Consider the following 12,041-nt stretch of genomic DNA (forward strand, 5'->3'; position numbering starts at 1 on the left):
CCCGCACCCCTCGGACCAGGCACCAGCCCTCTACCCGGGATCGACCAGCACCTGTGCCTGGGGCTCGTCCCGCCACAACTGCGCAATGATCGCGCAATACGACCCCGCGGTAGCGGACCAGGTCGCGGAGGCATCGACTACCCCCAGCCCCCGGCCGATAACTCCGGCCGCGAGCAGCACCGCCCGATTGGCCAGTGCCGCAGCCGGACTGCCACGCTCGACGACGGTGCCGGCCAGGTCCGCCGCCACGTCGAAGAGCTCTGTCGGCACGGCCGGTACCGACTCGGTTCCTAGGCCATGCTCGCGCAGGTGCGCACCGGCACGAAGATGCCGATCCACCTGCCCGAGAACATGTTCCAACGCACGCACATGTCGGCGCAACTTACCCGGCTTGCCGATGTGCGCGGCGGTGATCGGCGGCAGGCGACGTAACCGTTGAGGATCCGGAAGCCCTGCATGCTCGAGCGTCACGGCGGTCAGGTCTCGGATGAGCCAGTCGGCCAATGCCGCGGTGGCTCGGTCTGTTGCCGGCACGGTCACCACCGGCATGTTGGTCTTCAACGGTATTTTCCGATCTTTCGGCGCCGAGACGGCGAACGATTTATTCCTTCGTATCGGTGCGTGCCGAGGCCTCGCCGGTGCTCCGCGGTTCGGCAAGCTCACGCTTAGCGATTTCGGTGCTCCTGGGCGCACCACCGAAACCCACGTGTGCCTCGGCCCTCATGCGTTCGACCATGTGCGGGTAGTGCAGCTCGAACGCCGGCCGTTCGGAGCGGATCTGCGGCAGTTCGGTGAAGTTGTGTCGCGGCGGCGGGCAGGTAGTCGCCCATTCGAGCGAGTTGCCGTAGCCCCAGGGGTCGTCGACAGTGACGATCTGCCCGTAGCGGTAGCTCTTGAAGATGTTCCACACGAATGGCAACACCGAGGCACCGAGGACAAAAGATCCGATCGTCGAAATCGTGTTCAGGGTGGTGAATCCGTCCGAGGGCAGGTAGTCGGCGTACCGGCGGGGCATGCCTTCATTGCCCAGCCAGTGCTGGACGAGAAAGGTGGAATGGAAGCCCAGAAATGTCAACCAGAAATGCCACCTGCCTAGGCGCTCGTCGAGCATTCGACCGGTCATCTTCGGAAACCAGAAGTAGATACCCGCATAGGTCGCAAACACCACGGTGCCGAACACGACGTAGTGGAAGTGCGCCACCACGAAGTACGAATCGTGCAGCTGGAAGTCCATAGGAGGGGAGGCCAGGATCACGCCCGACAGGCCGCCGAAGAGGAAGGTGATCAAAAAACCCACGGAGAACAACATCGGTGATTCGAAAGTCAACTGCCCCTTCCACATGGTGCCGATCCAGTTGAAGAACTTCACTCCGGTCGGGATGGCGATCAGGAAGGTCATGAACGAGAAGAACGGCAGCAGCACCGCGCCGGTGGCATACATGTGGTGCGCCCACACCGCGATCGACAGGGCCGCGATGCCGAGGGTGGCGTAGATCAGGCCGGTGTAACCGAAGATCGGCTTCCGGGAGAACACCGGGAAAATCTCGGAGACGATGCCGAAGAACGGCAGCGCGATGATGTAGACCTCGGGATGACCGAAGAACCAGAACATATGCTGCCAGAGCATCACTCCGCCGGTGGCGGGATCGAAGAGGTGACCGCCGAGTACCCGGTCGTATAGCAGCCCCATCAACGCTGCGGTCAGCAGCGGAAAGGCGATGAGGATCAGGATGGAGGTGACGAGAATGTTCCAAGTGAAGATCGACATCCGGAACATCGTCATGCCGGGGGCTCGCATACACACGATGGTGGTGATGAAGTTGACTGCGCCCAGGATGGTGCCCAGTCCTGAGATGGCCAGGCCCACGATCCATAGATTTGCGCCCATGCCGGGGGAGTGCACTTCCGTGCTTAAAGGCACATACGCGGTCCAGCCGAAGTCGGCGGCGCCGCCGGGGGTGATGAAGCCGCCGACTGCAACGAGGGATCCGAACAGATACAGCCAGTAGCTGAAGGCGTTCAGCCGGGGGAATGCGACATCGGGCGCGCCGATCTGCAGTGGAAGGATGTAGTTGGCAAAGCCGAACACCACAGGAGTGGCGTACATCAGCAGCATGATCGTGCCATGCATGGTGAACAGCTGATTGTACTGCTCATTCGAGAGGAACTGCAGACCCGGCGCGGCCAGTTCGCTGCGCATGATCAGGGCCATCAGGCCTCCGATAGCGAAGAACGCGAACGCGGTCACCAGGTACATCTGACCCAGTACTTTCGGGTCGGTCGTGGTGATCATTTTGTGGATGAACGCACCCTTGGGGCCGCGCCGCGCCGGCATGGGGCGGGTAGCGGCAGGCCAGGGTGGCGGGGCGAGAGCGGTCATGTGCTGTCCGATCCGAAGTTTCGCGCGAGCGCACGGTGATGAGACGCCCTCGAGCGTACCTAATTACTATGCTGCATAGTAATTAGGGTCGGTTCGGTCGCCCGTGCCGGATCATGCCTGAGCGAGGGTCAGGCACACGGCCGCGGAGGTCGCCGCCAGCCCGACCAGCGCGGTAGCGACAGGCATAGCCATCGACAACGCCGCAGCTGTGGCGTACGACACCTTCGGGCACCGCGTCCGCCAGCTCACGCGCAGCTTGAGCAGTCGCAGCGAGATCTCGTTGCTCAACCCCAAGGTCCCGGCCGGCTGCGGCAATGTCGAAGCGGAGACCACGGTCAGCGCCGAGCACACCGTCGCCGTGCTGGTGGCGCGGGCAGCGTGCTGATCAGCGGTCAGTTCGACCAGGGTTTTGACCGCGGCCGGGGCGGCGGCGAACAACGGCACTGCCGGAAGCACCGCGGCCAAGATGTCACATGTGGTGACGATCAGGTGGTGACTGCCTCGCAGGTGTGCCCGCTCGTGGGCCAGGACAGCATCGCGTTCGGAACCGCTCAGACACTGCGAGAGCCCGTCGGTAGCCACCACGAATCCGGGTCGGCCGGCCACGCTGTAGGCCATTGGCATCGGGTGCGCCAGCCACATCACACCGTCGTCGCGGGAGTGGGCGACGATGGAGACCACATCACGGTGGTAGTCGAGTAGACGGGTTTGTTCTCTGGTGTACCGCCGACCCAGGATCACGGCTCGCACGGTTATGGTGAGCAGGGCCAGGGCTCCGGTAGCGGCCAGGGTTTCGGTGATCCACGGCTGCATCGCGTGGGAAACCGCGGACAGACACCGCACCACGGCCTCGACCGCGGTCTCGGCAGGCGCATGGTCGGGCCAGGCCAAGGTGACCACCGCGGAGGCGCCGAAGAACAAGGCCCCGGCTATGCTGCCCAGCCACGCCGCCAGCAGGACTCCGGGAGGCACGGAGGTGGCGGCGAGCGGACCGAGCATTCGCGGGGCCGCCATCGAGATCAGGGCGGCGCCGAGCAACAGGACCAGGGCCAATGTCATTGGTCGGCGGCCCGGCCCGTCCAGCCCCGGCGCAGGGCATCGTATTCGCGGTCGCTGACCGTCTTGGCGAAATGCAGCAGCACCGCGCTGGGGTCGGTGCTGCTGTCGAGCAGGGCGCGCAGTGCCTCGGAGGTGGCTTCCTCCCGGCTGCGTGAGGGCGAATAGTAGTAGGCGCGACTGCGTTTTTCTCGCTGCACCCAGCCCTTCTCATACAGATGGGTGACCACGGTCAAAATGGTGGTGTAGGCGAATTCCTTGCGATCGCGAAGCCGTTCGACCAGGCCATGGACCGACTGTGGCTCGTCGGTCGACCACAGTTCGTTCATCACCTCGGCTTCGAGACCCCCCAACCTGTGTATGGCTTCCCTCGCAGACATTCGCCGATTATCCCTTATCTATGTGCGTGCATCTGACGCGATCTGAACCCCTCGTGCGTTCAACCATGCCATGGGATCGGCCTTCTGGCCGTCCGGTCCCCACACTTCATAGTGCAGATGTGGCCCGGTCGATTGTCCCCGATTGCCCACGGTGGCGATCTGTTCCCCGGCTCGCACGCGCTGACCTGCAGAAACCAAGGCCTGATCGATGTGCCCGAACACCCCGATCGTGCCGTCGTCCTGCAGGATTCGTACCCACAGTCCGAAGCCGGAGGCGGGACCGGCCTCGAGTACCGTGCCATCGGTCACCGAGACGATCGGGGTGCCGATCGAGTTGGCGATGTCGAGCCCGTAGTGGCTCGTGCCCCAGCGGGGTCCGAAGTTCGACGTGAGCGTGCCACTGACAGGCATCAGCGTTTTTGGGCGGCGCGCCTCGGCCTCTTGCATGAGTCGGCGCTCCTCCCGGATCCGTGCCCGGTCGAGTTGATCCGCGAAGTCTGCCAGCATCGGCACCTGCACGGCCTGCAACACCTGGGGGGCCTGGGGTAGCACATCCGTAGGGGCTGAGGGTTGCGACGCGGCCTCGATCTCGTCGCTGACCGTGGGAGGGACCGAGGCGGCATGGGCGCTCGAGGTCGTTGCTGCCAGCAGCGCGCCTGCCGCTACCGACACGGCCAGCACGCGTCCGCTGGTTCCTGGGCTCGTTCGGCGATGCGCGCCTTTGCTTCGGATCGGCCTCGGGGCGAGGGCGTCCGCATGCTCGGCAAGGGCATCCCGATGCTCGATATCGAGACGTTCTACCGGGTCCAGGACAGCCACTGTCGTCGGGAAAGCAGCGTCATCGCGACCTGCGTCGATGGGATCGGTCGGCTCGGGAACAGGCCACGCTGCAGTACTACAGTCAGAGCGGCGGGGAACGACGAGTTGGGGCTCTGGTTTACGGTGTCGGGCCAAGATCGCATCCTCAAGAAGGCACCCGCTCGCGTGATAACGAAACGGTGACGGACACCGACACGTTACTACTATTCTGCATAGTTTCAATACCGGATCGTTACCCGGTCTCCGATTCGCGCTTGGGGTCGTGGCCGGAGTCAGCGGCGTCGGCTGCTGCCGCGGTACGAGAGTGTGGGTGCAGTCCGTTCAGCATCGCGTTGTAAGCGGCCAGTTCGCGATCTCCCTCGCGGTCGACCTGGTCGTTCCGCTTCCGGGCACGCTGGTTTTCGATCGAACTCCATCGCACGAGCGCGAGCACGGTGGCCAGTAGCAGCGGTAGCTCGCCGACGGCCCACGCCAGGTTTCCACCGAGTCGCTGATTGGCAGCCAAGTCGTCGAACCAACCCAGTTGCAGTGAGGTATAGAACTCGGCGGCGATCACAAAATCCGCCATGATCAGGGCGACCAGAAAGAACGCGTAGCCGGCCAGCGCGACCGCCACTGCTCCCACGCGCGTCAACGGTCCCTGCGGCACGGGGACAGGATCGATCCCGACGGTGACCCAGAAGAAGACCAACCCCACCGCCAGCAACCACATATCGAGCACCATGCGTCCCGGGTAGGAGCCGCCGTCGTACAGTCCTCCGAGATACAACAGGTAGAAGGTGCCCACGAGCACCACCGCGGCCACCAGGGGATGGGTCACCCATCGCAGTGCGGTGCTGGCGAAAATCGCCCGCATCCAGTCGCGGGCTCCTGGAACTGCATCGCTGGGGCCGGAGCGAACCGCGCGGGCCGCCAAGGTGAGCGGAGCGCCCAGAACCAAGCACATGGGCACCACGATCGCCAGCGCTGCGGATGCGGGCAGGTGCACGCTGAACGCCGCCGGGGCGTAGCGCCCGACCCCGGAGGATGTCACCAGAAGCAACACTAGACAGCCGAGAAGCCAGGACACGGTGCGCCGGACCGGCCACGGCTGCCTCACTGCACGTAGCCTCCGCACTCCCAGCAGGTAGAGCGCTGCCAGCACGACCGCTGCGGTTCCCAGTAACAGATCGAACCGCCACTCCGTCAGCAACCTGCCCAGCGTCGGGGCACCATCGAACCCGTACCCCAAGACTTCGTCGACCAGGCTGGGTTCGCGACGTTCGCCCAATGGCGGCGGAGTACGGCCCAACGCCACCCCGAGTCCAATCGTGGCCGTCAGGACCGCAGATTCGATTACCGCCAAGCGTATGAACGTCCCCCGATTCGACGCGTCGGCGGCCAGAGCCGTGATCGCCACCGTCCGTTGGCGCCAGCCCAGCCACCCCACTACACCGAGTGCGACGACCTTGGCCAGGACCACAAGTCCGTAGGGGCCGGACAGAAACTCCCGAAGCGGAACCCGCACCAGAGCATTAATTATTCCCGACGCAGCCATCACCACGAATGCCACCGTCGCCAGCGCGGAGAACCGGCGTGTGGCGACATCGAGATGTCCGCCACCACGCACGGCGTGCAACACCAACGCTGCCAATCCCCCGGCCCACAGTCCGGCCGCCACCAGATGAAGTATCAGGCTGTTGGTGGCAAGATCATGCGATCCGCCCCCGGCGGAATGTCCCGTCAACGCGCGTGGCATCAGGCTCCCTACCGCCAGGACCAGCAACAACGGTGTCCACCGGTGCTGCAGAATGAGGCGGCATCCCAGCCCCACCGCGGCAGCCATACACGCGGTCCACAGCCAGGCGGTGGATGCCTCGATTTGCCCCACCGACTGCACGAACGGAACCGGATCGGCGAACACGGTGCTCAGTGGTTGGCCGGAGGTGTCCGACAACGACAGAGGAATCAGCACCAGCGCCGATCCTGCCCATAGCGCTGCAGCCGCGCCCGCAGTCCGCACCGCGCGGTAACCGTCGACATCGAGCAGCCCGGAACGCTGTGGTGGTACCAGCACCGCCGCCACCAGCAACGACCCGATCATCACCACCGCCGCCACTTCCCCTATCGCGGTGGCGGCCGGGAGTCCGTATCTCGTGAGCACTCCTGGATCCGGCAGCCCGAGCAACCGCAGAACCTCGCTGCTCGACACGGCCGCCAGGGCGGCCGCCACCAGGGCCGCGCCTGCCGTCCAAGAGACCATCATGCCGACTACAGCTCTACTGGTACCTGCCACGGAAAACCTCACCTCGTCCGTTGTTCGCCCGTTCCCGCCGGCCGAACCTGCAGGCCGCGCCTCGCCGCCGAAATACTATGAAGGATAGTTGATCGTGCCGATCCAATTTTCGCGACCATCCTATATATTCATGCGCATATGACTATATGATGTCGGTGTCTTGAGAAAGGAAAACGATGAGCCACGGACACGGACACGGCCTCTCGCCCGCCCAAGCCACCAGCGCCTCCGGCCGACACGTCCGACGGTTGTGGATCGCCGTGGCCCTGGGCCTGGTGACCTTTGTGCTCCAGGTCGTCGTCGGACTCTCCACCTCGTCGCTGGCCTTGCTCTCCGACTCCGCGCACGTGTTCACCGACGTGTTCGGCGTGTTGATGGCCGTCACCGCTATCACCGTCGCCCAGCGTGCCCGCACCCGACCGGACCGGACCTTCGGCCTGTACCGCACCGAAGTGTTCGCCGCCCTGCTCAACGCACTCCTGCTGTTCGGCGTCGCCCTCTGGATTCTCTACGAAGCCCTCCAACGACTGTCCGCCCCACCCGAAGTCCCCGGCCTGCCCGTCACCATCGTTGCCGTGGTCGGCCTCACCATGAACGTCATTTCGTTTCTCCTGTTGCGCGCCGGCGCCAAGGAGAGCATCAACGTCCGCGGGGCCTACCTCGAAGTCCTGGCCGACATGCTCGGTTCGGTCGGCGTGCTTATCAGCGGTGTGGTGACCATCGTGTTCGGCTGGCGGTACGCCGACCCGCTCATCGGTGTCGCCATCGGACTCTTCGTCCTGCCCCGGGCCTACAATCTCGGCCGACACGCGATCGGCATACTGCTCCAACAAGCCCCGAAGAGTATCGACATCACCGAGGTCAACGCCGCCCTTAATGCCCTTCCTGGAGTCCATGAATCCCACGACCTGCACGTCTGGACTCTTACCTCGGGCATGGAAGTGGCCTCTGCACATCTGGTCACCGAATCCGACGCGGACTCCACAGCCGTGCTCACAGCGGCACAAACCTTGTTGGCGGAACGCTTCGGCCTCGAACACGCCACCCTGCAGGTCGAACCCCACGACGGCGAGGGACGCTGTCGCGAACTCTCGTGGTGACCTCCACAGACCCACCAGGAGTCCCTGGGACGAACACGGCGCACGCTGCAGCTCCTTCGATCCTACGGTCACTGTCGCCGAGGCTGCGATGGCCAGTTCGAAGTTGTTGCCCGCGGCGGTGAACGCCAGGGTGGTGGTGCGCTCGTAGCCCAGACCGATCGCGGCGCCGAACAGGAACCCGCCGCCCCACATGAGGACAAAATAGGTGAGCAGAGGCAGAGCGATGCGCACGACGTCCCATGGCTGCGACGTGATCTGTTCGCCCTGGAGCGCGAATAGGAGCACGATCGTGAACAGCAACCCGTACAGCGTCCACGGCCCAGCCGGTCGACAGAGGCAGCACTCGCCAGTTCGACACGCTCTTCGGCAGCTAGACCTATTCCGAGGTCGCCGATCTGATCGCTGAGCCGCTGCGCCTGCAGGCCGGGCTGCTGCCCGACGGCAAGGTCGCCGCCGTACGCGCGCTGCAGGCCGACGGAGCGAAAGTGGTCGTCGTCGGAGACGGCATCAACGACGCTCCCGCGCTGGCCGCTGCGCATGTCGGTATCGCCATGGGTGGCGCGGGATCGGATCTGACCTTGCAGACCGCCGACGCGGTCGTCGTCCGTGACGACCTCACCGCCATCCCTGCGGTGATCCACCTGGCCCGGAGGGCTCGACGCCTGGTCATCGCCAACCTCGTCATCGCCGCCTCGGTCATCGTGGTCCTGGTGACCTGGGACCTTGTCGGCACGCTGCCGCTGCCGCTGGGAGTGGCGGGTCATGAAGGCTCCACCATCCTCGTCGGTCTCAACGGACTGCGATTGCTGCGAGAGACCGAATGGCGCCGTGCTGTCCGCACAGACCGACACAGTTCCGCTGCGCACGTGTGACCTCGCCACCGTTAGTCATCTGGCCGAATCCACCTTCGACGCTCACCTGTCTCATCTGCTTCAGGTGGTCACCGATTTCGAAGAGCATGGCATCGGTTTTCCCTCGGTGACCGCATCGATACTGTGGTAACGAAGTGCTCCATCTCCGATGTCACAGAATGTACGTCTATGGAAGGCACCTGATGCTGCGCAAGTTCGTCGTCGTGACCGCTGTGACCGCCGCGCTCGGAGCGGGTTCGATGGGTACCGCTGCTGCGGACACCGCCCCACCCGTGCCTGCCCTCAACTTGTGCAAGTGGGAGCGCTTTACGCCGGAGTGCATTGCACTGTGGTTGGCGGGCGTGGCGACCGGCTCGGCGGGATCCGGTTCTGCCTTGTCCTGATCGACGGCGCTCGTTAACTGTGGCTCTGGCGCACTCCTGTGGGATGCGTCGGAGAGAATCAAGACCGACGACAACTGCATGAATGCACGGCATGCGTGCACGTCCAGCGGGCGACTCCATCAGACTCCCTTCACAGTCCCTCAAGCACCCCCATCAGGTCCTCGAGGAGCGCATCGGTGCGGGCTTCGATCTCGTCGAAGACGTCGGTGAGGTCTTCGAGGGTCTGGTGATCGCGGCGGCGGGCGGTGGTACCGCGGTCGTAGTAGCCGGCGTCGAGGTCGATCTCAGGCTCGACCCAAGCGTCGACATCGTCTTGCGGGGGAACGGGCAACACCTTCCGTACCGGGGCCCGGCCGGACAGGTGCGCCCGGGTCAGCGCCGACACCGATTGCGGGGTCATCGGCTGCGCGTGTGGGAGGTGTCCCCAGCGGTCGATCGGACACAACAGCGGTTGCCGAGCCTGTTCCGCATCGAGCGGATCGGTGATGATCTCGCTCGGGTCGGTGAGGTGATGGCGCAGCAGATGGGTGCCGGGATACTGGTCGAGGAACGCCTGGATCTGCGCCCACCGCTGGTAGATCGCGACCGCGGGGTTGTCCCCGGTCTCGGAATCCGGTGGGAGACGGAATCTTTCGCCGGTCCGGGTGGTAACCACGAGGGTGTTGCCGTCGAGGCGGAGGTCGCGGCGGCGCAGCCGGGTGAGGTCGGTGAAGGTCATGCCGGTGGCGGCGAGGACCAGCAGGAGCGCGTCGCGGCGGCCGAACAGTCCGCTCGGCCATCCCTCGACAGGTAGTTCGGCCGCCCGCTGCACCAGAAGGCGCCCGAGCCGGTCGAGACGCGAAGCACGAGTGGTGTCGAGGTGCCGGCGCACCATCTCGGTCCGCCCCGGGGCGGGATAGCCGTGCCCGGTGTGGACGGCGTTGATCGCCGACAAGCGGCGCCGCTGCGTCGCGACCACGGCCGGGTGCTCGTGCAGGAACAACGCCAGGGATTCGGGTGCGGCGGGGATGGGATGGTGGTCGGCGGCGGTGCACCAGTCGGTGAACAGGGCCCAGTCATGGCGGTAGCGGGCGGGGATCCGCAGGTCGAGGTCGGCATCGTGAACATCGGTGCTGCGGAAGAACTCTCGTCCGGCGCTGGCGCTCACGGTCACAGGCCGAGATTGGTGACGGCGTTGCCGATGAGTGGTGCGTGTTCGCGGGCGTAGGTCTCGAGCATGGCGGGGGTGGTGTGACCGGTCTGGCGCATGATCGCGTGCGCGGAGGCGCCGTTGCGGAAGGCCTGGGTGACGAATCCGGCCCGCAACGAATGACCACCGAGCTGTTTGACGATGTCGGGGTCGTAGCCGGCCTGTTCGGCGCGGCGCCGGATCGCTTTGTGTACCGCCGCACCCGACAGGACAGTGTCGGAGAGGTTGCCGTGCTTGCGGATCGCCCGCAACCACGGCGAGGACGGCGCCATGCGTGGTCGCGATCCCCGGCAGACGTGCGCCTCGAAGGGTTCGGCGGTGCGGAGCAGCCGGATGACGGCGGGGCGGCCCCCGGTGTCGAAGGCGGCGACGACCTGCGCCCACCGCATCCACGCACACGGCGGGCAACTGACGTGGCTGTGCGTGAACGGCAGGGCCCGGATACTCCCCCGCCCTTCCTGATCGGTCTTCGATTTCCGGAGTTTGATGTGCAGCCCGTCGAGCCGGTGCAGCGACACGTCGCTACAGGTGAGCGCGACGAGTTCGCTGCGGCGAAACGCCCCGGCGAAGCCCACCAAGAAGATGGCGGAGTCGCGGCGTTCGAGGACCTCCGCGGCCCAACTGCCGGTATCGGCGCGCATCTTCTCGACGATGGTGACGATGTCGGCGGTGAGCAACGGCGCCCGCGGGGTGCGGGGCCGCTCCCCCGCCGCCGCATAGTCCCGGCGGATCCCGGACAGGGTCGCGGTGACCAGCTCGTCCGCTCCGGGGGCGGGGTGGCCGGCGCGGCGGTGGTGGAAGCCGATCCCGGCGACCCAGCGGGCCAACGTCGAGGGTGAGTAGGCCCGCTCCCCCACCTCCGACACCGTCGATGCCGCGTCGTGGAGGTAGGCGGCGACGGTGAGCGGATGCGCCGGCAGCGGGGCGTGTCCTTCGCGCTGGCACCAGGCGGTGAAGCGTTGCCAGTCGGCGGCGTAGTTGCGGCGGGTCGACTCCGACCGCGACCGCCCCGCTGTCCCGGCCACCTGCACGAGGGTCTCGGTCGGCAACACCGGCACCGACGGCGCAGCTGGGGCCGACTCGGTCGGCACAGGCACGGAAACGTCGTCCGGACGGTGGCTGATCAGGTCATCGGGCACGAAACAGGAGCCTACCGTCCCGCACCGACGCTCTCGAGCAGGAAAAGGCGCTCAACAGGTGTTTCGGGGGCGATGGTGCGCTAATGTCAATTAGCAGCATCAATGCCGTACAAACTATGAGTGACACACCCGAGCACGCCCGATTTATACCATTCATACGTTTCAGCTTGTTGTCGAGATGCAGCGAAGACTAGCGAGATGAGCGAGGCAGATTAACTGGGCCGACTAGCGCCTTGATAATACTTCTGAGCTGCGGTTTCCCGGAATGAAACCTTGACTGGCGCTCTCGTCTCACCGAGCCTCTGTCAATCTGTAGCGGCGTATCCTGTCAATCTTCACTGCATCTCGACATGTAGGTTCTCTGGGAACATGTCATTTTCCAAGGTTCCTATCACTCGGGCGGGCACTATAAAAGTGCCCGGAACCTGCGAGGTTGAGGTCGGGTACG

The 12,041-nt window shown here is 65.2% G+C and carries 10 protein-coding genes and 2 pseudogenes; 3 read left to right on the forward strand and 9 right to left on the reverse strand.

Annotated elements, in window-relative coordinates:
* Positions 1–30 precede the first annotated feature (30 nt).
* The 6 genes from AC6CID_RS23525 to AC6CID_RS23550 form a co-directional block, all read right to left on the reverse strand.
* Positions 31–561, reverse strand: a complete 531-nt coding sequence (locus AC6CID_RS23525) for a hypothetical protein (protein WP_085989315.1) — start codon at positions 559–561, stop codon at positions 31–33.
* Positions 562–601: 40 nt separating this feature from the next.
* Positions 602–2,380, reverse strand: coding sequence for an aa3-type cytochrome oxidase subunit I (ctaD, locus tag AC6CID_RS23530; RefSeq protein WP_039958315.1), 1,779 nt, complete (start codon positions 2,378–2,380; stop codon positions 602–604).
* Between the two features lie 111 nt (positions 2,381–2,491).
* Positions 2,492–3,439: a M56 family metallopeptidase gene (locus AC6CID_RS23535; protein ID WP_006553269.1), complete on the reverse strand. Its 948-nt coding sequence runs from the start codon at positions 3,437–3,439 to the stop codon at positions 2,492–2,494.
* Entirely contained in the window at positions 3,436–3,798 is a 363-nt protein-coding gene (locus AC6CID_RS23540; RefSeq protein ID WP_033098755.1) for a BlaI/MecI/CopY family transcriptional regulator, read from the reverse strand. Before AC6CID_RS23540 ends, AC6CID_RS23535 begins: the two co-directional genes overlap by 4 nt.
* A 36-nt stretch (positions 3,799–3,834) precedes the next feature.
* Positions 3,835–4,497 carry a M23 family metallopeptidase gene (locus AC6CID_RS23545; RefSeq protein WP_006553267.1) on the reverse strand — a complete coding sequence of 221 codons (663 nt, stop codon included), beginning with the start codon at positions 4,495–4,497 and terminating at the stop codon, positions 3,835–3,837.
* A gap of 370 nt (positions 4,498–4,867) precedes the next feature.
* Positions 4,868–6,880, reverse strand: coding sequence for a bifunctional copper resistance protein CopD/cytochrome c oxidase assembly protein (locus tag AC6CID_RS23550; RefSeq protein ID WP_006553265.1), 2,013 nt, complete (start codon positions 6,878–6,880; stop codon positions 4,868–4,870).
* A 206-nt stretch (positions 6,881–7,086) separates the two neighbouring features.
* Between AC6CID_RS23550 and AC6CID_RS23555 the strand changes: the two genes are divergently transcribed.
* On the forward strand, positions 7,087–8,010 hold the full coding sequence (locus AC6CID_RS23555) for a cation diffusion facilitator family transporter (protein ID WP_039958313.1): 924 nt from the start codon (positions 7,087–7,089) through the stop codon (positions 8,008–8,010).
* A gap of 57 nt (positions 8,011–8,067) precedes the next feature.
* Here the strand turns inward: AC6CID_RS23555 and AC6CID_RS23560 are convergent.
* Positions 8,068–8,331, reverse strand: a pseudogene (locus tag AC6CID_RS23560) (arsenic resistance protein); the annotation flags it as partial.
* A 95-nt stretch (positions 8,332–8,426) separates the two neighbouring features.
* On the opposite strand from AC6CID_RS23560, the pseudogene AC6CID_RS23565 reads away from it, so the two are divergent.
* Both AC6CID_RS23565 and AC6CID_RS23570 read left to right on the forward strand, forming a co-directional pair.
* Positions 8,427–8,882 (forward strand): annotated as a pseudogene (locus tag AC6CID_RS23565) (HAD-IC family P-type ATPase); the annotation flags it as partial.
* A 182-nt stretch (positions 8,883–9,064) separates the two neighbouring features.
* Positions 9,065–9,265, forward strand: a complete 201-nt coding sequence (locus AC6CID_RS23570) for a hypothetical protein (protein ID WP_006553262.1) — start codon at positions 9,065–9,067, stop codon at positions 9,263–9,265.
* A gap of 130 nt (positions 9,266–9,395) precedes the next feature.
* On the opposite strand, the gene AC6CID_RS23575 is transcribed toward AC6CID_RS23570, so the two are convergent.
* Both AC6CID_RS23575 and AC6CID_RS23580 read right to left on the reverse strand, forming a co-directional pair.
* Entirely contained in the window at positions 9,396–10,418 is a 1,023-nt protein-coding gene (locus AC6CID_RS23575) for a hypothetical protein (RefSeq protein WP_006553261.1), read from the reverse strand.
* Positions 10,415–11,593, reverse strand: a complete 1,179-nt coding sequence (locus tag AC6CID_RS23580) for a tyrosine-type recombinase/integrase (RefSeq protein WP_033098744.1) — start codon at positions 11,591–11,593, stop codon at positions 10,415–10,417. Before AC6CID_RS23580 ends, AC6CID_RS23575 begins: the two co-directional genes overlap by 4 nt.
* Between the last annotated feature and the right edge of the window lie 448 nt (positions 11,594–12,041).

This window comes from Rhodococcus sp. GQ147, assembly GCF_059759155.1.